Source organism: Agrobacterium sp. NPDC089420, assembly GCF_044900305.1.
GTDB lineage: Bacteria > Pseudomonadota > Alphaproteobacteria > Rhizobiales > Rhizobiaceae > Agrobacterium.
Genome location: NZ_JBJDMY010000004.1, coordinates 31322 through 54479 on the forward strand (window position 1 = coordinate 31322; position 23158 = coordinate 54479).

At 60.6% G+C, this 23158-nt stretch carries 18 protein-coding genes and 1 tRNA gene; 13 read left to right on the plus strand and 6 right to left on the minus strand.

The annotated features are described in order from the left end of the window. Positions 1–110: 110 nt before the first annotated feature. Entirely contained in the window at positions 111–458 is a 348-nt protein-coding gene (locus ACI2KA_RS06930; protein WP_404500502.1) for a hypothetical protein, read from the minus strand. A gap of 85 nt (positions 459–543) precedes the next feature. Here ACI2KA_RS06930 and ACI2KA_RS06935 point away from each other — a divergent pair, with 85 nt between their 5' ends. Next, positions 544–1416, plus strand: coding sequence for a LysR family transcriptional regulator (locus tag ACI2KA_RS06935; protein WP_404500504.1), 873 nt, complete (start codon positions 544–546; stop codon positions 1414–1416). Between the two features lie 15 nt (positions 1417–1431). Here the strand turns inward: ACI2KA_RS06935 and ACI2KA_RS06940 are convergent, their stop codons facing one another. Further along, on the minus strand, positions 1432–1689 hold the full coding sequence (locus ACI2KA_RS06940; protein ID WP_004432604.1) for a hypothetical protein: 258 nt from the start codon (positions 1687–1689) through the stop codon (positions 1432–1434). 84 nt (positions 1690–1773) lie between these two features. Next, positions 1774–3063, minus strand: a complete 1290-nt coding sequence (gene aceA / locus ACI2KA_RS06945; RefSeq protein ID WP_404500506.1) for an isocitrate lyase — start codon at positions 3061–3063, stop codon at positions 1774–1776. A 254-nt stretch (positions 3064–3317) separates the two neighbouring features. On the opposite strand from aceA, the gene ACI2KA_RS06950 reads away from it, so the two are divergent. From ACI2KA_RS06950 to ACI2KA_RS06970, 5 genes are all read left to right on the plus strand, one after another. Further along, positions 3318–4730, plus strand: coding sequence for a short-chain fatty acyl-CoA regulator family protein (locus tag ACI2KA_RS06950; RefSeq protein ID WP_404500508.1), 1413 nt, complete (start codon positions 3318–3320; stop codon positions 4728–4730). Positions 4731–4882: 152 nt separating this feature from the next. Continuing rightward, complete coding sequence (locus ACI2KA_RS06955) at positions 4883–5980, plus strand: polyamine ABC transporter substrate-binding protein (protein WP_404500510.1); 1098 nt, start codon at positions 4883–4885, stop codon at positions 5978–5980. 219 nt (positions 5981–6199) lie between these two features. Continuing rightward, entirely contained in the window at positions 6200–7357 is a 1158-nt protein-coding gene (locus ACI2KA_RS06960) for an ABC transporter ATP-binding protein (RefSeq protein ID WP_404500512.1), read from the plus strand. Between the two features lie 11 nt (positions 7358–7368). Then, complete coding sequence (locus ACI2KA_RS06965; RefSeq protein ID WP_404500514.1) at positions 7369–8277, plus strand: ABC transporter permease subunit; 909 nt, start codon at positions 7369–7371, stop codon at positions 8275–8277. A gap of 4 nt (positions 8278–8281) precedes the next feature. Beyond that, a complete protein-coding gene (locus ACI2KA_RS06970; protein WP_004432617.1) occupies positions 8282–9094 on the plus strand; it encodes an ABC transporter permease in 813 nt (270 codons plus the stop codon). A 311-nt stretch (positions 9095–9405) separates the two neighbouring features. On the opposite strand, the gene ACI2KA_RS06975 is transcribed toward ACI2KA_RS06970, so the two are convergent. Further along, the gene (locus ACI2KA_RS06975) at positions 9406–11070 is read right to left on the minus strand and encodes an ABC transporter permease (protein ID WP_404500516.1); all 1665 of its coding nucleotides are present in this window, start codon (positions 11068–11070) and stop codon (positions 9406–9408) included. A gap of 268 nt (positions 11071–11338) precedes the next feature. Beyond that, positions 11339–15058 carry an ATP-binding protein gene (locus ACI2KA_RS06980; RefSeq protein WP_404500518.1) on the minus strand — a complete coding sequence of 1240 codons (3720 nt, stop codon included), beginning with the start codon at positions 15056–15058 and terminating at the stop codon, positions 11339–11341. Between the two features lie 316 nt (positions 15059–15374). On the opposite strand from ACI2KA_RS06980, the gene ACI2KA_RS06985 reads away from it, so the two are divergent. From ACI2KA_RS06985 to ACI2KA_RS07010, 6 genes are all read left to right on the plus strand, one after another. Further along, positions 15375–15451, plus strand: a tRNA-His gene (locus tag ACI2KA_RS06985). Positions 15452–15624: 173 nt separating this feature from the next. Beyond that, positions 15625–16677 carry a DNA cytosine methyltransferase gene (locus ACI2KA_RS06990; protein WP_404500520.1) on the plus strand — a complete coding sequence of 351 codons (1053 nt, stop codon included), beginning with the start codon at positions 15625–15627 and terminating at the stop codon, positions 16675–16677. After that, positions 16677–17504 (plus strand): hypothetical protein, encoded by an 828-nt coding sequence (locus tag ACI2KA_RS06995; protein ID WP_404500522.1) that lies wholly within the window; start codon positions 16677–16679, stop codon positions 17502–17504. Before ACI2KA_RS06990 ends, ACI2KA_RS06995 begins: the two co-directional genes overlap by 1 nt. After that, positions 17449–17745 carry a hypothetical protein gene (locus ACI2KA_RS07000; protein WP_404500524.1) on the plus strand — a complete coding sequence of 99 codons (297 nt, stop codon included), beginning with the start codon at positions 17449–17451 and terminating at the stop codon, positions 17743–17745. The genes ACI2KA_RS06995 and ACI2KA_RS07000 overlap by 56 nt, the downstream gene beginning before the upstream one ends. A 302-nt stretch (positions 17746–18047) precedes the next feature. Further along, positions 18048–19676 carry a Ppx/GppA phosphatase family protein gene (locus ACI2KA_RS07005; protein WP_404500526.1) on the plus strand — a complete coding sequence of 543 codons (1629 nt, stop codon included), beginning with the start codon at positions 18048–18050 and terminating at the stop codon, positions 19674–19676. Continuing rightward, positions 19673–20413, plus strand: coding sequence for an RlmE family RNA methyltransferase (locus tag ACI2KA_RS07010; RefSeq protein WP_404500528.1), 741 nt, complete (start codon positions 19673–19675; stop codon positions 20411–20413). Before ACI2KA_RS07005 ends, ACI2KA_RS07010 begins: the two co-directional genes overlap by 4 nt. Here ACI2KA_RS07010 and ACI2KA_RS07015 read toward each other — a convergent pair whose 3' ends face one another. Continuing rightward, positions 20414–21811: an MDR family MFS transporter gene (locus ACI2KA_RS07015; protein ID WP_404500530.1), complete on the minus strand. Its 1398-nt coding sequence runs from the start codon at positions 21809–21811 to the stop codon at positions 20414–20416. It abuts the gene before it with no gap. 210 nt (positions 21812–22021) lie between these two features. Here ACI2KA_RS07015 and ACI2KA_RS07020 point away from each other — a divergent pair, with 210 nt between their 5' ends. Beyond that, the gene (locus tag ACI2KA_RS07020) at positions 22022–23023 is read left to right on the plus strand and encodes an MBL fold metallo-hydrolase (protein ID WP_404500532.1); all 1002 of its coding nucleotides are present in this window, start codon (positions 22022–22024) and stop codon (positions 23021–23023) included. Positions 23024–23158: the final 135 nt, after the last annotated feature.

Sequence of the window (23158 nt, forward strand, 5' to 3'; positions counted from 1 at the left end):
TCCTCGCTCTTTTAATAATCTGTTAACGGGCGCGGAGTCATCCTGACCAAATGCCAGCAAGGCCGGATCGCTCGATGATCCCGCTATACATGATGTCCTGCTGGAGGCCCTCAACAGGGCATGGGTCGGTTGAGTTTATCGTCAGGAACCCGCGCATGAACAGATCTGCACATCGCCGCCCTCGCGCCATTGCCATCGCCCGCACTGACAACGAGAGCCGTCATCTGGTCTTTCGCCTGTGCCTCATCGCAGCCGGTGCCGTCGCGGCCCTCATCGCTCTCTTTCACTGATCTGCGGTTTTTCGCCTTCATCAAGCCGATAAGCGCGCGGAAAACCCGCCACGGCCAGGATGCCTCGGCCATGTCCGCATAAAACTTCTCTTCCTGAAGAATGGCTTCGCGCCGCGTGCGCGGCCGCTGGTTTTCGATGATGACCCGTGCTGCAAAAATCGCGTGCATGTCGCTCTCCTTCTGATGCGGAGGGGCATGATGCACGCCGTTTTTTGATTTATCTGCGCAAGAAAATGCGCTACGTTTTTCACTGATGAAAAACGTTACCTGGGATTCCTATCAGCTTTTCCTCGATGTGTCACGCGCCGGCGGCCTGACGGGTGCGGCGGCCCTGACCGGTTTGAGCCCCGCGACCGTGGGACGGCGCATGGTCGAGCTGGAGGAGCGCATCGGCAAGGCCCTCTTCCTGCGCAGTCAGACCGGATACGTCCTGACGGCGGATGGCCGCGCGCTGTTCGACCGGCTTCAGGCGATGGAAAATGCGGCCAAGGATATCGAGGGATGGCAGAAGGCGTCCTCGGCCTCTTCCACCGTGCGCATTGCCGTCGGCACCTGGAACGCGTGGCTGCTGACCGGGAATTTCTCCGCCATCTGCACCGACCGCGATGATTTCCGCATCGACCTTTTCATTGCCGAACAGCGGGCGTCTCTCGCCCATCGTGAAAACGACATCGGCATCCGCGCTTTCGAGCCGCAGGAAAAGAACCTTGCTGCCATCAGGACGGGGGAGGTGGCCTATGCGCCCTACAGGCTGCGCAATGCTCCCGCCGCCGTTGCCGACCGCTGGCTGGCGGTGGCGGAAGATAGCGCCATTTCCACCTATCTGCGCTGGCCGCATGAAAATCGTAACAGTGAGATCGTGGTAACGGTGAACCGCCCGGTAGCGCTGCTCGACCTGGTGCTGGCCGGGGCCGGCGTCGCCGTGCTCCCCTGTTTCGTGGGCGATGCGGATGCGCGGCTTGCGCGAGAAGGCGGGGAAATAGAGCCGCTCCGCCACAATCAATGGATCGTCATGAACAATGACGATCGCCACCGCCGCGATATCAGGACGGTGGCGGATCGGATGACCCGTCTGATCAAGGGCCATTCCGATCTTTATGCCGGGCGCAAAAGCCGCCCGGCATAAAAGAACGGCTGCCGGTCAGGCGGCGTCACGCCCCTGCGCGACGATGACGGGGATCAAAAGATCGCCCCAGTTGCCGCCGCCGCCATGGTGGCGGGCCGAGCGGACGAGCTCGACGGAAACGCCGGCCTCGACGGCTTTCATGACGGCCTGGTTGAGGCGGTGCAGATCATTGGCCAGCATGCGGATGGCGGCCTGCTGATCCTGCGTCATGGCGGAGGACTGTTCCTCGGCGCGTTCCTTGACGTGGGTCTTGATGGGATTGTGGGCATTCATGGCATTTCTCCTCTCTTTATTGGTCGGGGTTCTTGATCCGGTTTGCAAGCCCTTCCCGAAATCGGAAAGGGCTGTTTTGCCTGTTTATTCAGCCGCCGGGCGGAACTGGTCGTGCTCTGTGGATTCCTTCATGGCGGTGGTCGAAGACGTGCCGCCGGAGATCGCCAGAGACACGGCGTCGAAATAGCCGGTGCCGACTTCGCGCTGATGCTTGGTGGCGGTGTAACCATTGGCCTCGGCTGCGAATTCCGCTTCCTGAAGCTCGGAGTAGGCCGCCATCTGCCGGTCCTTGTAACCGCGCGCCAGTTCGAACATGCCGAAATTCAGCTGGTGGAAACCGGCAAGGGTGATGAACTGGAACTTGTAGCCCATCGCTCCCAGTTCCCGCTGGAACTTGGCAATCGTCGCGTCGTCGAGGTTCTTTTTCCAGTTGAACGACGGCGAGCAATTGTAAGCGAGCTTCTTGCCGGGATGCACCTTGTGCACGCCTTCCGCAAACCTGCGCGCCTGCTCGAGATCCGGCTTGGATGTCTCGCACCAGATCAGGTCGCAATAGGGCGCATAGGCCACCGCACGGGCGATGCAGGGTTCAAGACCGTTCTTGACCTGATAGAAGCCCTCAACAGTGCGGCCGGCATCGTAATCCACGAAGGGCTGATCGCGCTCGTCGATATCGGATGTCAGAAGCTTGGCGGCTTCCGCATCCGTGCGGGCGATGACCAGCGTCGGTACGCCCATGACGTCAGCCGCAAGTCGCGCCGCCGTCAGGTTGCGGATATGCGCCGCCGTCGGGATCAGAACCTTGCCGCCGAGATGGCCGCATTTCTTTTCCGATGCCAGCTGATCTTCATAATGAACACCCGCCGCACCCGCTTCGATAAAGGCCTTCATGATCTCGAAGGCGTTGAGCGGGCCGCCGAAACCGGCCTCCGCATCGGCAACGATCGGAGCGAACCAGGTGTCGACCGAAAGGCCCTTGCCCTCCGCCGTCTCGATCTGATCGGCGCGCTGCAGGGTGCGGTTGATGCGCTTGGCCAGCTCCGGTGCCGCATTGGCCGGATAAAGTGACTGGTCGGGATACATGGCCGAGGCCGTGTTGGCATCGGCCGCCACCTGCCAGCCGGAAAGATAGATCGCCTTCAGCCCGGCGCGAACCATCTGCATGGCCTGGTTGCCGGAAAGCGCGCCGAGCGCATTGACGAAATTTTCCTCGTTGATCAGCCTCCACAACCGGTTGGCGCCCATCTCGGCCAGCGAATGGCGGATGTCGACGGAGCCGCGCAGCCGCTGCACGTCAGCGGCGCTGTAGGTGCGCTCGATGCCCTCGAAACGGCCCTGCGGTGCGCCCGGAACGAGCTTGTAAAAATCCGTCATATTTCTCTCTCCCATGATGAATGCGGTTTCGGAAACGGCTTGCTCCCGATTTTGTAAAGCGCCGTTTGGTGTGACTACATTTACATTTTTCGAGATTTGAGCGCCAGAACAAACATAAAAACAGTGACTTGAAAGAGGTTATCCTGTAGGATGCGTGACAGGACGGAGCTGTAAAATTGTAAATTTTGTAAAATACTTTGGATGGGCAAGTTTGTAACAGGCTTGTATGAGTCCTGGGGACGGAGGGTTACACTGTGTCGGAAAACAAGATTTTCGCCGGACCGCGCGTGCGCCGCATTCGCAACGGTCTGGGGCTGACGCAGACGGCCATGGCCGAGGCGCTGGCGATCTCGCCGTCCTACCTCAATCTCATCGAGCGCAACCAGCGGCCGCTGACGGTGCAGCTGCTTTTGAAGCTCGCCTCCGTCTACAAGGTCGATCTGGATGACCTGCAGGGCGAAAGCGCCGGTTCCGCCGGACAGCTGCGCGAGGTCTTCGCCGACCCGCTGCTGGCGGGAGAGGTGCCGTCACCGCAGGAACTGATCGAGGTCGCCGATGCCGCGCCCAATGCGGCAAGCGGCGTCCTCAAGCTTTACCGGGCCTACCGGGAACAGGCGCAGCGCCTTTCCGACCTTTCCGATCTTCTGGCGCGGGAAGGGCATGAGACGGCGCTGTCCTCCACCCGCCTGCCGATCGACGAGGTACGCCATGTCTTTGAAAACCGCCCGGCCTATTTTCATGCCGTCGATGCGGCGGCGGAAGACCTTCATAAACAATTATCGGCGGGTGATGATCTCGCTTCGGGTCTGCGCGCATGGCTGCAGAAAAACCACGGCATCGTGGTCCGTACCCTGCCGGTGCATGCCATGCCGAATCTGCGAAGGCGTTACGACCGCCATTCCATGCGGCTGTTTTTGTCCGAGCGCCTGTCGCAGCCGGATCAGCTCCGGGAAATGGCGATGGAGACCTGTCTTCTCGCGCTGCGCGAAGAGATCGGGGCGGAGCTGGAGGCGCTGGGCCTGAAGGGCGAGGAAGCGCGGCGCATCGCCCGTTTCGAACTGGCGCGATATGCCGCCCACGCTCTGATGATGCCCTATGGCGCATTCCTCGGCGCCGCCCAGCGTGCGAAATATGACCTTGATGTCCTGCGCTCGCGTTTCAACGTGTCGTTCGAACACGCCGCCAACCGGCTTGTCAGCCTGCAACGGCCGTTGGCCGCCGCAATTCCGTTTTTCCTGATGGAAATCGACAATGCCGGCAATCGGTTTCGCCTGGCAGGAGCCGGAGGCTTTCCGCGGGCACGTTTCGGCGGCCTCTGTCCGCGACTCAATATCCATGCGGCTTTCGCCCAGCCGGGGCAGGTGCTGGTGGAGGCGGTGGAAATGCCGGATGGCGACGCCTTCCTGACGGTATCGCGCACGCTTGAGGGGCCGCAGGCGGGTTTCGGCGAAAGGGTGCGGCGAACGGCGGTGCTTCTCGGCTGCGATCTCGCCCAGGCCGGGGAGACGGTCTACGCCGCCGCCGCGGGCGCTGTGCCCGTCGCCGTCGGTCCTTCGTGCCGGCTGTGCGAAAGGCAGGGCTGCCTGTCGCGGGCGGAAGCGCCGCTGACGCGGCCTTTGGGGCTGGATGAAATGGTGACCGGGCTCAGTGTTTTCGACTTCCAGTAGGTGTTTCCATTCGCTTTTTTCCGGCCGGAACACATTTGGTTGAAAATGCTGTGCTGCACATTTCCCGCTTGCTCCCTTTTGTTTTCCTTTCTAGTCTCTCCAAAAAAAGGGGATCACGCTCCCACCGTGAGGATGCGTTAACAGGAGACATCATGAAAAACCGTTCTCTCCGCCTGACCTTGGCTCTCACCACCGCGCTCGTTGCAGCAGGCTCGGCAATGGCCCAGGAGAAGGTCGTCCACGTCTATAACTGGTCGGATTATATCGACGAATCGATTTTGACCGATTTCACCAAGGAGACCGGCATCAAGGTCGTCTATGACGTGTTCGACAGCAACGAACTTGTGGAAACCAAGCTTCTGGCCGGCAGCTCCGGTTACGATGTCGTGGTGCCCACCGGCCCCTTTCTCGCCCGCCAGATCAATGCCGGCGTGTTCCAGAAACTCGACAAGTCCAAGTTGCCGAATCTGAAGAACATGTGGCCTGAGGTCACCGAACGTCTGGCGAAATACGATCCCGGCAACGAATATGCCGTGAACTACATGTGGGGCACTACCGGCATCGGTTATAACGTCGCCAAGGTGAAGGCTGCGCTCGGCGATGTGCCGGTCGACAGCTGGGATATTCTCTTCAAGCCGGAAAATGCCGAAAAGCTGAAATCCTGCGGCATCAATATTCTCGATGCCTCGGACGAGACCTTCGCCATTGCCATGAACTATCTCGGCAAGAACCCCGACAGCAAGGAAACCGCCGATCTCGAGGCGGGCGGCGATGTCTACATGAAGATCCGCCCCTATGTGAAGACCTTCAATTCCTCCGCCTATATCGATGAACTCGCGAATGGCGACAGCTGCATCACCATCGGCTGGTCGGGCGATATCCTGCAGGCGAAAACCCGCGCCGAGGAAGCCAAAAACGGCGTCGAGGTGAATTACGTCATCCCGAAGGAAGGCACCTATATGTGGTTCGACAACCTTGCCATCCCGGCGGATGCCAAGAATGTCGAGGAAGCGCATGCCTTCATCAACTATCTGATGCGGCCGGAAGTCATCGCCAAGGCTTCGAACTACGTTCAATACGCCAATGGCAACCTTGCTTCGCAGGCGCTGATGGATGAGTCCGTCGCCAAGAACCCGGCGGTCTATCCCGATGCCGAGACGATGAAGAAGCTCTTCACCATCTCGCCCTACGGACCGAAGGAACAGCGCGTGCTGAACCGTGTCTGGACGCAGATAAAGACCGGCAGCTGAGCGGATCCGGGGAGGGTGGTCCGTCCACCCTCATTCCTGTGCTTGTCACAGGAATCCAGCGACCTGACGTCTGTCAGGTTAGATGAAGTCTTTTCAGCCCAGCGACTTGGGCTGACTGGATCCCTGTGACAAGCACAGGGATGAGGACAGTGGGGATGGCGTCGTCCGGCCTCCTTGTCGTGTACGTTGTCGATGGATTCTTGGTGAAATGGGGCGGGCATGGCAAAGACACTCGGACCGGTCAAACGCAAATTCAGCCCGTGGGACAACCCCGATGCGGTCCCTTTCATCCGTTTTGAAAACGTCACCAAGCGTTTCGGCGATTTTGTCGCCGTCAACAATCTGACGCTCGATATTTACGAGCGCGAATTCTTTTCGCTGCTCGGCCCCTCCGGCTGTGGCAAGACCACGCTGATGCGCATGCTGGCCGGTTTCGAGGAGCCGACCGAGGGCCGTATCCTGCTGCAGGGCAAGGACATTTCCGGCGTTCCGCCCTATAAGCGCCCCACCAACATGATGTTCCAGTCCTACGCGCTTTTCCCGCATATGTCGGTGGAAAAGAACGTTGCTTTCGGCCTGGAGCAGGACGGTCTGCCCAAGGCTGAGATTGCCGCCCGCGTCGAGGAAATGCTGCGCCTCGTCAAGCTCTCGGAATTCGCCAGACGCAAGCCGAGCCAGCTTTCCGGTGGCCAGCGGCAGCGCGTGGCGCTCGCCCGTTCGCTCGCCAAGCGGCCGAAGGTGCTATTGCTCGATGAACCGCTCGGCGCGCTCGACAAGAAGCTGCGCGAGGAAACGCAATTCGAACTGATGGACATCCAGACCAATCTCGGCCTGACATTTCTCATCGTCACCCACGATCAGGAAGAGGCGATGACGGTGTCGGACCGTATCGCCGTCATGGACAAGGGCATCGTCGTGCAGGTGGCGACACCCGCCGAGATTTATGAGGCGCCGAACAGCCGCTATGTGGCTGACTTTATCGGCGACATCAATATTTTCGACGCGAAGGTCGTCGCCAATGCCTCCGATATCGGCAAGCCCGGTCTGGTGACGCTGGATTGCGACGGGCTGAAGGTGGCGGTGGAGCAGGAATGTGCTGCCGCGACCGGCAGCCAGGTGGCTTACGCCATCCGCCCGGAAAAGGTTCGCATCTCACTCGACCAGCCGGCCGACAGCAGCGTCAATTCCGCCTATGGCGAAGTCTGGGACATCGGTTATCTCGGTGACTTCTCGGTCTTCATCGTCAAGCTTGCCGATGGCCGCGTCATTCGCGCCGCGCAGGCGAATGTCTCGCGTCTCGTCGATCGCCCGATCACCTTCGGCGATATGGTGTGGCTGAACTGGAAGCCGGATTCCGGCCTTGTCCTGACGCGCTGAGGGAGGCTTTGATGGCGATCACCACTCCCGAAAACCGGCAAAGTCCCTGGCGCTGGCTGGTCGTCGCGGTGCCCTATTTCTGGCTGCTGCTGTTTTTCGCTGCGCCGTTCTTCATCATCTTCAAGATTTCGCTGTCGGATACGGCGATTTCCATGCCGCCCTATACGCCGGTCTTCGAAGGGTTTTCCAAGCTTGGTACGTTTTTTTCGCAGCTGGATTTCGAAAACTACCTGTTTTTGACGGAAGACCCGCTTTACATCGACGCCTATCTGTCGTCGCTGCGCATCGCCTTCATCTCCACCTTCCTGCTTCTTTTGATCGGTTATCCCATGGCGCTGGCCATGGCGCGCGCGCCGTCTTCCGTGCGCCCGACGCTGGTGATGCTGGTGATCCTGCCGTTCTGGACCTCGTTCCTCATCCGCGTTTACGCCTGGATCGGCATCCTGAAGCCGGAAGGCCTGCTGACGGTGCTGTTCCAGTGGCTCGGGTTTCTCGGACCCGATCAGCAGGTCAATATCTTCCGCACCGAAACGGCGATCTTCATCGGCATTGTTTATTCCTATCTGCCCTTCATGGTGCTGCCGCTTTATTCGGCGCTGGAAAAACTCGACAATACGCTTCTGGAAGCGGCGGCCGATCTTGGCTGCCCGCCATGGAAGGCCTTCTGGAAGATCACTTTTCCGCTGTCGCTGCCGGGTGTTGTCGCCGGGTCGATGATCTGCTTCATCCCGATAACAGGCGAATTCGTCATTCCCGACCTGCTCGGCGGCGCGCAGACGCTGATGATCGGCAAGACGCTCTGGACGGAATTCTTCGGCAATCGCGACTGGCCATTGGCATCCGCCGTCGCCGTGCTGCTTCTGCTGCTGCTGGTGGTGCCGATTGCCATCTTCCAGAACCAGCAGAAGAAGGTGGGGTGAGGCCATGAAGCGTGGAAAATTCGACATCACCGTCCTCACCCTCGGTTTTGCCTTTCTCTATATCCCGATCATCATCCTGATCGTTTATTCCTTCAATGCCTCCAAGCTCGTCACCGTCTGGGGCGGCTTCTCGCTGCAATGGTATCGCTCCATGTGGTCGAACCAGGGGCTGATGGACGCCGCCTGGGTGACGCTGCGTGTCGGCATCCTCAGCGCCACCATCGGCACCATCCTTGGAACGCTGGCGGCGTTGTCGCTCACCCGCTTCGCGCGATTTCCGGGCCGGGTGCTGTTTTCCGGCATGATCTATGCGCCGCTCGTCATGCCGGAGGTCATCACCGGCCTGTCGCTCTTGCTGTTGTTCGTGGCCGTCGGGGTGGATCGCGGTTTCTGGACGGTTGTCATCGCCCACACCACCTTCACCATGTGTTACGTGGCGATCGTCGTGCAGTCGCGCCTCCTGACCTTCGACCGCAGCCTTGAAGAAGCGGCGCTCGATCTCGGCTGCCCGCCGGTCAAGACGTTCTTCCGCATCACCCTGCCTTTGATCTTCCCGGCCGTCATTGCCGGCTGGATGCTGGCCTTCACGTTGTCGCTCGACGATCTGGTGATTGCCAGCTTCGCCACCGGCCCCGGCGCAACCACGCTGCCGATCAAGATCTATTCGCAGGTTCGTCTCGGGGTGACGCCGGAAATCAACGCCATCTGCACGATCCTGATCGGGCTTGTGACCATCGGTGTCATTGTCGCGTCCATTGCCTCCAAGCGTACTGAATTGCAGCGGATGCGCGACGAACACGCAGCGGCCCGGAACTGATCCGAATTCCTGTTTCTATTTCTTCGCGTTACTGTTGAAATCACGATGAAATTAGAAACTTTTAATTTAGTTTCGGCGCTTTACGGTCTCAGAATAGGAATTTTCGTCGGTCATTGCTCGATTTTGGTTTTAACCGCTTGTTAATGGGAGTTGGCGGAAAGTAAATCCAACGCAGGGCTGTCAAATTGCTGACGGCCGGGATTGATAATTTCCATATGGCGAGGTTGTCCCCCTTTCTCTCGTTGAAAAAAGCACAACTAATATAGGCGGCCGAAAGGCCGCCTTTCTTTTGCCGTCCATCCGCCCGCCGGTCAGCTGTTTTCCGGATGATCCATCGATTTCGAAACCAGAAGCACGGGAACAAGCCCGGCAATGATGATGATGATCGCAGGCACGGCGGCGTCCTGCACCCTGGAACGGGACGCATCCTCGTAAACCAGCGTGGCCAGCGTGTTGAAACCGAAAGGTCGCAGCAGGATGGTTGCCGGCAGTTCCTTCATGGATTCGATCAGCACCAGAAGAAAGGCGGTGAGCGCCGCCGGCCGCATGTTCGGCAACAGCACCTTGAACAGCGTCTGCAGCCGGTTGTGCCCGAGCGTTCGCGAGGCCATGTCGATATGCGGCGAGAGCTTCTGGAAACCGGCATCGAGCGTGCCTTCGGCCATGGTCATGAAACGCACGCTATGGGCATAGATAATGGCAAACGCGGTGCCGGAAAGCAGCAGGCCGCTGGAAAAGCCGAAATGGGAGCGGATGAAACCGTCGACGCCATTGTCGAGGCCCGCCAGCGGAATGAGCACGCCAATGGCGAGCACTGTCCCCGGCACGCCATATCCCATCGAGCCGACGCGGGCAGCGACCTTCGACAGGCGCGATCGTTCGGTGCGGATGGCATAGGAAAATACGAAAGCCGCAATCAGCGTCACGAAGGCGGCCGAAAGCGAGACCTCGAGGCTGTGCCCGAGTGCATTCAGAAGTTTCGGCGCAAGCAGCGCATCCAGCCTTCTGGCGGCATAACCGCCCAGCACGATGACGGGAATGAGAAAACCGCTTGCCACGGGCAGGAAGCAGAACAGGCTCGCGCACCACCGTTGCCAGCCGGTCAGCGCCTTCAGCCGGTGGCGCTGCGCCATGCTGGTCGCTTTCGCTGCGCCGAAACGCTGCTTTTCACGTGCATGGCGTTCGATGACGATCAGCGCGCCGACGATGATGAGGATAACGGCGGCGATCTGCGTCGCATTGGCGAGATTGCCGCGATTGAGCCAGGTCTCGTAGATGGTGAAGGTCAGCGTCTGGACACCGAGATATTCGACCGCGCCGATATCGTTCAGCGTTTCCATCAGCACGAGCGACAGCCCGATGGCGATGGCGGGTCGCGCCATCGGCAATTGCACGGAAAAGAACACGTTCAGCGGCTTTGCGCCAAGCGTGCGGGCCGCTTCGGCCGCAAAGCGCCCCTGCATGGAAAAGGCGGCGCGGGCCGATAGATAGACATAGGGGTAAAGCACCGAACTCAGAACGATCACCGCACCGCCAAGCGAGCGAATATCGGGAAACCAGTAGTCGCGGATGCTGTGATAACCGAAGGCGGCACGCAGGGCGCTCTGCACCGGGCCGGTGAAATCGAGGAATTCACCGAAAGCATAGGCGGCCAGATAGGAAGGGATGGCGAGCGGCAGGACAAGTGCGGCGGACAAGACCCGCCGCAGGGGAAATTCGAACGTGGTGACGAGCCAGGCGCAGGCAATGCCGAAAGAGGCGGTTGTTGCCGCCGTCATCGCCAGCAGCAGAAAGGTGCGCAATCCCGCACGCGGCAGGACATTGGCGAGAAGATGCTGCCAACCCTCTGTGCTGCCGGAGAGCGCCAGCCAGAAGATCGCCAGAATGGGCATGGCGGCGATGGCCGCGACGATGACCGCCGCGACAGGCAGTATCGAAACGCGTTTTGTGGCCGGAAGGGAAACCGTCATGGGCATGCGGGCCTGTCTTGCAAAAGCCTCGACACGTTGCGCAGCCCTTGGCGCAGTGTAAAATCCAACGAATTCTTGTGTTGTCGCATCCACATTCCCTCATTCCTGTGCTTGTCACAGGAATCCAGCCGACGCGCCTCTGCGCGGCGGGAAGAGTCTTTTCAGCCCAAGGACCTGGGCTGGCTGGATTCCTGTCACGAGCACAGGATGAGGAGAGACGGCAGCTTCGGAAAACCACTGTTTCCTACCGTCTCATTGCTACGCCCGCATGACCTCAGTTGGCAAGAACCCGTTGCGACGGAAAGGTGATTTCCACCAGCGTGCCTTCATTCGGTGTCGAGGTGATGGAGAAGTTTGCTCGGTTGGCATCCACCATCGCCTTGGTCAGCGGCAGGCCGAGCCCGGTGCCGTCGCCGCGCACACGCTTTGTCGAGGATGCCACCTGCCGGAACGGTTTCATCGCCTGTTCCAGCTCGGCCCGTGTCATGCCGATGCCGGTGTCGCGGATGCGCAGGGAGACGCTGCCATTCGCCTCATAGGCGGTGGACACCACGATCTGGCCGCCGGATGGGGTGAAGCGGATGGCGTTCGACAGGATGTTCAGCACGATCTGCTTGATCGAGCGCAGGTCGGCAACGATCTGCGGCACCGACTGCGAAAGCGCGGTGCGGATGATGACACGCTGGTTGTTGGCCTGCGGCTGCACCAGCGAGACCGCCTCGGCCACCGTCTCGTTCAGCGGCACGGCGATGAAATCGACATCCATCTGCCCGGCCTCGATCTTGGAGATGTCGAGCAGATCGTTGACGATGTCGAGCACATGCCGGCCGGAACGGCCGATATCATTGGCATATTCCACATAACGCGGATGGCCGATCGGTCCGAAACGTTCGGTCGCCATCATGTCGGCAAAGCCGATGATGGCGTTGAGCGGCGTGCGGATTTCGTGGCTGACGCGGGCCAGGAAATCGGTCTTGTGGGCATTGGCGGTTTCCGCCGCGCGCTTGGCGTTGCGCAGTTCCTCTTCCGTGCGCTTCCACTGGGTGATGTCGCGAATGACGGCGCAATAGCCATGCGAGGATTTAAGCCGGCCGATGGTCATGAACAGCGGCAGGAAGCCGCCGGAGGCCTCGCGGCCGATCACCTCGCGGCCGTCATTCAGCACGCTGGCGACGCCGTTATTGGCAAGACCGGAGAGATAATCCAGCACGGCCCGCTGGCTCTCATGGGCAAAGAGGGTGACGAAGGGCTTGCCGGCAATTTCGCCATTGTCATAGTTGAACAGCGCGCTGGCGGAGCGGTTGAGCGAGCGGATTTCGCCTTCGTCGCCCAGCAGCACCACGCCATCGGTGGCGGTTTCCAGAATGGAATGCAGCTCTTCCACTTCGCCCTGCAACAGGGAGAGGTTGTCTGTTCCCGCAGTTTCCGTCCCGGCGGCAGCGGTATTTTCATTGGCCGCGGCAGCCGGCGCCGTCTTTTCCTCCAGCGGAACCAGCGACAGCATCAGCGCCTTGGTTTCCTCCCAGCGGATGGATTGCAGCCGTGCCTTGACCGGAATGATGTCGTTTTCGGCACTGACGACCACCATGCCGCCCTCATGGTTCGGCATGTCTTCCAGTTCCTGCCGCTGCAGCAATGCGTCCAGCCCGCCCACAGCGTCGAGCTCGTCGAGAGAGCCATAACCCGTCAGCCGCAGGAAGTCGGGATTTGCGTGGATCAGCCTGTCGCCGGCATGCACCAGAAGCGCCACGGGCATCTGGTCCAGCGTCTCGGCGCTCAGCGCATCGGCGGGACGCAGGGATGGGCTGGCCATCGCGGCGGCAATATCGCCAGCCGGCCGGGCGCCAGACGTCGTCTCCCGCTTTTCTGCACCATCATGCTCATCCGCAGCCGCGCGAATGGCCGCAGGCTGCTCGCCACGGACATAATCGGCGAAAAGATCGTCTTCTTCGGCCGGTTCCGCCGCTTTTGCGTCGCTTCCAGTCTCGGGGGACGTGCTTGCCGGAATATCCGCATCGTAATCACGCTCAATATCCGTTGCGACCGGCTCGGCCGAAATCGGTTCCGCCTGCTCTTGCCGGCTATCGTCCGACGCCGCATCCGCCGGCGCCAGGGCTCGGCCGATTTCGCGGAAGGCGGCCTGCTCGCCTGCGGTCAGACCCTCGCGGGAGCGCGAACGGCGCTCCTCCAGATGGACGATCTTGTCGGAATAGGACGGCTCCGGCGCAGATATGGGCGCTTCCAATTGCGGCGGCGCGTCGTCATGGTCCTGTTCTTCCGCACAAACCTCGTCCATGGCGTCATCTGCAATATCGACATCCGACGCCGCGTCCTCATCCCTTGCCACTGACGGGGGGGCGTCGTCCTTATCCTCGTCCTCATCGCTAAAGGCCAGCAATTCGTGGCTTTCATCCCCGATGACCGGTTGCGGCAAAGCCTCTTGCGGATCCGCCTTTTCGCCGTTCAGGAAGGTCAGGCCGGTGGCATGCGGGTCCTCGGTGGCATCGGCAAGCCGGACGATGCCGAAACCGCGGAAACCGTCGAATTCGCGTGCGCGTGTATAGGTCGGCAGAGCAGCGAGATCGATCGGCACCATCAGCGATGTGCCTTCCACGGGCCAGTGGATCGTCTTGCCCGACCAGGTGTCGCGACGGCCGAGAAGCTCGCGGATCTTGCCGTCGGGATCGAGGTTGAAAAGTGCAGCAACATCGGCAAAGCCCATGCCTTCCACGGCGGCGGCCTTTGTGCCCACCGCTTCTGCGAATTCATGCGAGATCGAGCTGAAGCGGCCCTCGGCGTCGATTTTCCAGACGAAACGCGATGCCCGCGCACCGGCGTTGAAGACAAAAGGCCGGGCTGCTTCCACAGCGTCCGTCTCGGCCGGAACAGCCTCGTGTGCGGATGCATCCGCCTGCGTCGCCATGGGTTCGACAACATCCTGGCCGGCGGATGCTGGCTCGGTATCCGCCCGCAGTTCCGCCTCGTCCAGCTCGAAGAGATCGGCAATATCGTCGGTCATCGCCTCATGTGCGGCAATGTCCTCCACGGGAATATCCGTAGCAGTCTCCGCCTGTCCTTCGGCCGGCAAAGGTCCGGCGCCATCGCGATCCTCTTCCGGCGCTGCGCCGTCTTCTGGCAATTCCTCCACATCCTCTATGCCGGCGACGGCGTCGAGCACGGCGTCGAAGGTGGCAAGGGGCGCGGCCTCCGCAGCGGTAAGAACCGGTTGGACGACGACCGGAGTTTCCTGCGGCGCATCTTCGGTAATGTTCCTGCTTTCGGGGATATCCTTGTCTTCGGCAAAGCCATTGACCGGATCGAGCGTTCCGAGCGCGGTCTCCACCACGAAAATGAGGTTGAGTTCGGGTGCGGTGGAAATCTGACCCGCGGCGGCAGGCAGATAACCCTTGCCGGTCGGCACGGGGCGCTTGACGAGATGTCCGGATTGGCCGGCGGCCATTCTCACCAATGTCCTTGCCGTCTGCGGCGTTATGCCGAGCGAGGAAAAACCGGGGGAGGCGGTGACGATTTCATTTTCGCCGTTCACAACCGCCATGTGAATGTCGGGATCGTCAAAACCTTCGATCATGCGCCGGGCACATTCCGTCGTATCGGGTGAGGCCTGATCGGTGAGGGCGGAAAAGAGTATTGCCGGCTGGCCGGGTTCGGCCTCGATGATTTCGGCCCGGGCCGTGACGGCAAGGCTGCGGAAACCGGCATGGATACGGATGGTAAAGGGCAGGCTGTCGCCGGCCTTCGAAAGCCGCGCCGCCGTCGCCGCCAGCTGCCGGAAGGTCACATCCTGCCGTTTCGGCCCCTGTTCCAGAAAATCGTAGACCATCGGCGTGCCGAACAGCGCCGCACCGCGCCCGTTGGCCCAGAGAACGTTTTGAAGATCGAGCGAAAACAACGCCATCGCCTCGCCGTGCCCGAAGCCCGCACGCACCCGTTCATGCACTGCGATATCGATAAAGGGATACTGGACGGCGGGCATGTCGAAACCTATTCTGGCACTACCGGACCTTGCGGGCTCCTCAGCTTCCTCATGAAGCTGAAACGTAAACCCGCCGAGGCATCACGTTAACAGAATTTTAAATAACTTCACAGCGCCGCCCGGTCCACCGTCCGGCGGATGAATCGCCAAATAGAGTTAACATCAACAGGCCTGCCGCAGCCGCGTCATCTCAGCCGCGCCTATTGAAAAGCGCTTGCCTTTCTCAGCCTTTTTTCGCAAAATTCGAAGAGGCACTTGCAAATGGGGGAAACACCTTTTATGTCACCCCCCGTGACGCCGCTTCGGCGTTTCATGTGCGGTTGTAGCTCAGTTGGTTAGAGCGCAGGTTTGTGGCACCTGAGGTCGGTGGTTCGACCCCACTCAACCGTACCATTCCCTTCTCCCGGTAAGTTTATATGTCACAAGGACTGACCGGGAGAGGGGAAATTCTCTTCTCCGACTGCGATTACGCCTGGAAAACACCGGTTGGTGTTGGCGAATGAATGGCGTGCAAACAGAGATTCTTGGTCTTGCCAACCTGCTATCGGCGTTGCATTTCTTTTGACATGAAAGCACTTGATTTATTTTCTGGTCCAGGCGGTCTGTCCCTCGGGATGAAAAGGGCAGGGATCGAACCGGTCGCATGCGTTGAAAAAAATAAGGACGCCATCGCGACCTACGATGCGCATACACCCGGTGCCGAACATTTCCGCTCGGACATACGCGCGCTTTCGTTCGAGCGTTATCGCGGCGTGGCTGACATCGTTTTTGGCGGCCCTCCCTGCCAGCCGTTTTCCACGGGCGGTCTGCGTAAAGGCACTGCCGATGCGCGCAACATGTTTCCGGAATTCATGCGTGTCTTGCGTGAGGTCCGTCCCGAGGCTTTTTTGGTCGAAAATGTTCCGGGCCTGGCTACGCGAGCCCGGCTGCCGTATCTTTCCGAACTGCTCAGTGAGTTCGAAGACCTCGGTTTCAATGTCTCCTGGCAGGTTGTTTCCGCCGCCGATTACGGGGTTCCGCAGAATAGACGGCGGCTGATTATCGTGGGCATGCGGCGTGGATCATATGTGTTTCCGCGACCAACCCATGGCGCCGGCCGTGACCACCCCCACGTCGCTTCCGGCAGCGTGATCAGCAAGCTTGCACCTCTTGGCGATCCTCCGGATTGCCCGGTTGTGTATGCCAAATATCCTGATCCGCGTAAAAGCCCCTATGCCGGTCACGTTTATAATGGCGGCGGTCGACCGATCGACCTGACCAGGCCTTGCCACACGGTGCTGGCATCGGCCGGCGGCTACAAGACTCATTGGGTCGATACGATGGATGTGGCGCCGGAATATTCGGCGCACCTCATGGCGGGCGGCGCGGCGCGTGAAGGCGTGGTTCCTGGCGCCAGACGCATGACCTTGGAAGAAACCGCCCTTGTCCAGACCTTCCCCGCGGATATGTGGTTTGCCGGGTCCCGGTCGTCTCAGTACACTCAGGTCGGCGATGCAGTGCCGCCAATGCTGGGGCACGCGCTTGGGCGCACACTTCGTGAGCAACTCGAGGGCAAGACACCTCTCAACGATGTGGATTATCCGCATCAAACGTCGCTCCCGCTTCTGGCGGTATCATAATGCCTCGGAACAGACTGGTCGAACGGGCTGTCGACGAGGCGCTCGCGCGCATCGACAGTTTTATCGAAGGTTTGAAGTTGCAGGCCTTGCCACCGGCGGCCGCGCGGGCGTCAATGGATGGCCAGCTAGGACACGGCTCCAACAGCGTCCGGCTGGCATCACTGTTTTTCGCGTTTTATTCGACTGTTGATCCGGAGTGGGATTGCAATTCGATACCGACCGGTCTCCGCGGCCAATATGGTGATAAACGGTTGGCGACACAGTTGGGTCTCAGGGATATCACCCTGCACAATGCTATTACGGCCTTTGGCGAAAATCTCGGCTGGAAGGGCAACGTCGCGAATTCAAGGCTGCAGAACGACGCTCGGTTTGACGCTTTTTCGCGCGTTCTTGGCCGGCTCGGCGCTCCAGGCCGAATGGCATGCGCCAACTATATGGCGGCGCGTTTTGCCGAGAGCCGCAAAGTGATCCCGCCATTGCCTCCGGTGGCCGACGACATTTTGACCTATGCGCGCGCCCGGAGCCTGTTTTATTCGCTGATCGACATACCATCCGAAGGAAACATACAGCAGTTCCTCGTCGCGGCCTTGCTGTTCGTTCATCGTCAACGTTACGGTTATGAAATCAAAACGCATCACGTCCATGCATCTGACCGCTTCGACACCACGGCTGGTGACATAGAGGAGATGTTGAACGGTGATCTGGTGCGCGCATACGAGGTCACGGTCAGACCCGACTGGAAAAATCGGGTCGGCGATTTTCGCAAAAAAAATGGACCTCGTGAATTTGCGCAAATACACGATCATCGCATCTGGCGTGAATGGTGATGACGATCTCGCCGCGCCGGCCGAAATGATCCGGTTTCTGTCGCCCTATGGGCGAGACATAGCGGTGGTCGACATTCGCGATTTCATAAATGTCTTCACCATGGAACTGAGCGCCGACGAACTGCGTAGGGCCGTCACGCAAACCTACAGCTATTTGACGACGCCCAGCCTATGCGGCAGAGCGGACATCGTCGATCGATTCAACGCGGCTGTCGAAGGATGGCTGGATCAGGTTGTGTGATGGCCGGCCTCCGGTGCGATGGCTGCCTGTGAAATGGCTGGCTGTGAGATGGCTGGCCGATACCGGCGCCGTCGTCGTTTTGCTTGAGCCTTTATAGGGAGGGATGAGCGCGAACTCCCTGTCTTTCAGGTAAAATCAGGGACCCTCGCATTCGCTTTTTCAGGAATCCGCAACATCATCGCTGTTATTGCGGCGGGTTGGACAGGGACCATGGCGCGGTGTGACCTCTTGCCATTGTCGGCCCGGCAAAAACCATTTGGCTAAAATCTCCCGCGCTGGTATTGTCCACCCAACGAAACCTTATGAACGCCAGCAGCATAGCTTCGATGCTTGTGCGCGGCGAAATGGACAAGACAGTGATCGACCCCGGAAACGGCCCAAAGCCGTCGGAACAAGGGGCGTCGGCGGTAAACAAAGGGAAAGCGAAGCGATCCCGTCGTGGCAAGAAGCACAAGCGTGACGGCAAACCCCGTGACGCTGCGGTGTTGTCGCATGATGTTGCCGCGGATGTTCCGGCCGGTTCCTCCTCCCTATCGGCTCTTGAGCCGGATGCCGAACCGCGCAAGAGAAAGCGCCGCAGGCGGTCTCGCGGCAAGGGTGCGCCTTCCCAACAGCCGGCCCCCGCGTCCAGTGTGCAGGCCTTGGCCGCGGGCGATGCGGCAAATCCATCCCCCATGGCGCCCGGCGGTGGCCGAAAGTCGCGTAACCGCAAACGCGGGCATCGTGATCCACGTGGCCGCGATCCACAGGGCCGGCCGCTGGTGTCCACCCATGCGCCACGGCATGTCGGCAAGCAGAACGGCCGTTCTGGCGGGGCCGCGCAGGAACAGCACCGGCCGCAATCGGACATATCCGCCCGCCACGCCGGCCGCCAGCCTGAGCATGGTCAGGAGCCGCCGGCGGATATGTATGCGGCGCTCGATCTCGGCACCAATAATTGCCGCCTCCTGATTGCGCAGCCGACAAGGCCCGGCCAGTTCCGGGTCGTTGACGCCTTTTCGCGCATCGTCCGGCTGGGCGAAGGGCTGGTATCCAGCGGCCGGCTGTCCGACGATGCGATGGATCGCGCCGTGGAAGCGCTGAAAGTCTGCTCGGCGAAACTCTCCGGCCGCCCGATAAGGCGCATGCGGTTGATCGCCACCGAGGCCTGCCGGGCTGCATCCAACGGCGAGGAGTTTCTGGCGCGTGTCACGCGGGAAACCGGACTGAAGCTCGAAATCATCAGCCGCGAGACGGAAGCCCGCCTTGCGGTTTCGGGCTGCGCCTCGCTTGTCGGGCGCGAAGCGCGCTCCGTCGTGCTGTTCGATATCGGCGGCGGATCGTCGGAAATCGCGGTCATCAAGGTCGGCGAGAACCGTTCGAACCGGCTTGCCAACCACATCACCCACTGGACCTCGCTGCCGGTCGGCGTCGTCACGCTTTCCGAACGCCATGGCGGCCGTGATGTGACGCCGGATGTCTTTGCCGCGATGGTGCGGGAGGTCGAGGGGCTGCTCGATGCCTTCCATTGCCCGCCGCTGGCGCCGCAGATCCATCACGAGGATTTTCATCTGATCGGAACCTCGGGCACGGTGACGACGCTTGCGGGCGTCCATCTCGACCTGCCGCGCTATGATCGCCGCAAGGTGGATGGCCTCTGGCTTTCCGATGCCGAGGTGACGGCCATGCAGGACAAGCTGCTCGCCTGGGATTTCGCCGGCCGCGCCGCCAATGCCTGCATCGGACCGGACAGGGCCGATCTGGTTCTGGCCGGCTGCGCCATTTTGGAAGCCATTCGCCGCCGCTGGCCGGCGCGCCGGATGCGGGTGGCGGATCGCGGCCTGCGCGAAGGCCTGTTGACGGATATGATGGCGGATGACGGCGCATGGCGGCGCAACCGGATAAGGCGCATGCAGATGGCAAGGCAGGACAGGACGGAAGGTTTGACATGAGCAAGGCGCCGACAAGCAACAACCGCACCGGCCGCAAGATCGGCCAGAAGGTCAAGAAGACCAAGCTCAAGGCCTCCTCGCGCCGCTGGCTGGAACGCCATATCAACGATCCCTATGTGCAGCGCGCCAAGCTTGAAGGTTATCGCGCCCGCGCCGCCTTCAAGCTGCTGGAAATCAACGACAAACACCAGATCCTGAAAGGCGCGCGCCGCATCATCGACCTTGGCGCCGCACCCGGCAGCTGGTCGCAGATCGCCGCCAAGGTCACGGATTCGACCGAAGACGACATTCGTGTCGCGGCCATCGATTTCCTCGAGATCGATCCCATCCCCGGAGTCAAGATATTGCAACTCGACTTCCTTGATCCGAGCGCGCCGGAAAAGCTGATGGAAGCTGTCGGCGGCACGCCCGATCTGGTGCTGTCGGACATGGCCGCGCCGACCACCGGGCACCAGAAGACCGACCACATCCGCACCATGCATCTGTGCGAAGTCGCGGCCGATTTCGCCGTTCAGGTGCTCGCCGAAGGCGGCCATTTCCTTGCCAAGACCTTCCAGGGCGGCACGGAAAAGCAGCTGCTCGACATGCTGAAGAAGAACTTCAAGCAGGTGCTGCACATCAAGCCGGCCTCGTCCCGCTCGGAATCGGTGGAGATGTTCCTGCTTGCCAAGCACTTCAAGGGCCGCAAGGGCGAGCCGCACGACGCCGCGGAATCCGAAGAGGCTTCCGAAGACTGATCACTCCGCCGGTTGCGAGACCTTGCCGCGGTGGCCGGAAACGGCCGCCCCCGCATTGCCGTCCATCCGGATGATCGGCACGATGGCGAACAGCGATACCAATGCCACGATGGTGAAGGCGATGTGGAAATCGGCCAGCTGCAGATGCGTGCCCGACATCATGCTGCTGACCTCCAGAATGGAGGCGGCGAAGGCAACGCCGAGCGCCAGGCTGATCTGCTGCAGCACGGATGCCATCGAGGTCGCCTGGCTGGCCTGGCTGTCCTCGATATCGGAATAGCTCAGCGCATTCGATCCGGTAAAGAAGAAGGACCGGGCAAAACCCGCGGTGACGAGGAAGATCATGATCAGCGGATAGGGCGTTTCCGGCGTGAAGAAGCTGTTGGCAAGCGTCGTGCAGGCGCCGACAATGCCGGCCCCGATCAGCGTCGAGCGGAAGCCGGTTGCCGCAAATACCCGCTTGGCCATGAACTTGGTGGTGATCGCGCCGATCGCACCGGCAAAGGTGATCATGCCCGACTGGAACGGGTTGAGACCGAAACCGATCTGCAGCATCAGCGGCATCAGGAAGGGAATGGCGCCCGTCGAAATGCGGAAAACGGTGCCGCCGACGGAGGCGGCCCGGAAGGTCGCGTTCTGGAAAATGCGGAAATCCAGAATGGGAGCGGGGTGGCGTGCGGCGTGGCGCAGATAAAGAAAACCGCAGATGAAACCGATGATCGTCGAGGCGATGCCGATGGCCGGCGGCAGCGCCGGCAGGCTGACGACCGAAAGCCCGAACACCACGCCGGAAGCGGCAATGCCGGACAGCACGAAACCCTTGCCGTCCATCGGCGGCGGGTTGGTGGTTTCGATTTCCGGCAGGAAGATCGTCGAAAGCCAGATGCCGATGACGCCGATCGGCACGTTGATGAGGAATATCCAGTGCCATGAGAAATAGGTGGTGATGAAACCGCCGATCGGCGGGCCGGTCAGCGGTCCGACGAGGCCGGGGATCGTCAAAAGCGCCATGGCGGAGACGAGTTCGCTGCGCTTGGTCGTGCGCAGCAGCACGAGGCGGCCGACCGGCGTCATCATCGCGCCGCCCATGCCCTGCAGGAAACGCGAGAGCACGAATTCGAACACCGACGACGAAACGGCGCAGCAGATCGACCCCACCACGAAGACGCCGATGGCGAAACGGAAGATTTTCTTCGCGCCGTATTTGTCGGCCATCCAGCCGCTGATGGGAATGAAGATCGCCAGCGCCACCATATAGGCGGTCAAAGCGAGCTTGAGCGTGATCGGGCCGACATTGAGGTCTTTCGCAATCGCCGGAAGCGAGGTGGCGATGACGGTGGAGTCCATCTGCTCCATGAAGAGAGCGACTGCCAGGATGAGGGGAATGATGCGGTTCATGGGTCTGCCTGCGGCTTTCCGCTGCGACAAAGGATATCGCCGTTCCTCCTACGCCTGATAGGCCCGCTTGCCAACACGTTAATTATCAATTTCTCAAGTTACGATCAAACCTGCGTGAGGCCGGTTTCCTTGAAACTTTCTCGCTCTATTGTCCGTTGGGCAAAGTTCAGTTGGTGATAACGGCCAGTTGGCGATATCGGAGACAAGATGATGACCCAATCCTTGAGCATGAGCAGACGTGGCCTCATCGGCGCAGCGGGCGCAAGCGTTCTCGGCGCGCCGTTGTTGATGGCGCGCACCGCGACGGCCCAGACGAACCAGCCGCAAACCTCCATGGAGATCGAACACGCCATGCCGCCGGAAACCAACCGTTTCAAACTCGGTAATTTCGAGGTGCTGGTCGTGAAGGACGGCGCACGCGCGGTTCCGAACCCCGGGGAGACCTTCGGCACCGACCAGACGGCGGAGACCGTCGGCAAATTGCTGGAAGACAATTTTCTGCCGAAGGAGCAATTCGTCAATTCCTTCTCTCCGGTTCTCGTCAATACCGGCAGCGATCTCGTGCTGTTCGACACAGGTTTCGGCGAAGCCGGCCGCGGCGCCGGCAATGGCCGCCTGATCGAAGGCATGGCGGCGGCCGGTTATACGCCGGAAGATGTGACCGTGGTGGTGCTGACGCACATGCATGGCGACCATATTGGCGGCCTGATGGAAAAGGGCGCGCCGGCCTTTTCGAAGGCGCGTTATGTGGTCGGTCAGGCGGAATACGATTTCTGGACGGATGAAAAGCGCGTCGGCACACCCGCCGAGGGCGGTCACAAGGGCGTTCTCGCCAACGTCAAGCCGCTGGCGGAAAAGGCGACCTTCATCGGCGACGGCGCCAGTGTCGTTTCCGGGATTACCAGCGTGGCGGCCTTTGGCCATTCACCCGGACACATGATCTTCCGTGTCGAATCGGAAGGCAAACAGCTGATCCTGACGGCGGACACGGCCAACCATTTCGTCCTGTCGCTGCAAAGACCGGACTGGGAGGTGAGGTTCGACATGGACAAGGCCGCCGCCGCCGCGACCCGCAGGAAGGTTTACGACATGATCGCCACCGACCGGCTGCCCTTCCTCGGTTACCATATGCCTTTCCCTTCTGTCGGTTATGCGGAGAAGCTGGATACGGGTTATCGTTTCGTGCCGAAATCCTATCAGTTCGATATCTGAACACCGCTGCAATGCGGCAACACCGAAAACCCGGAAGGTTATTCCGGGTTTTTTCTATTCCCTTCCTGTCATGAACGTGTTACCAGCCCTCGCCAACTTCCAAGCAATCCTTGCAGGCCGCCGGGGTGAACTTTT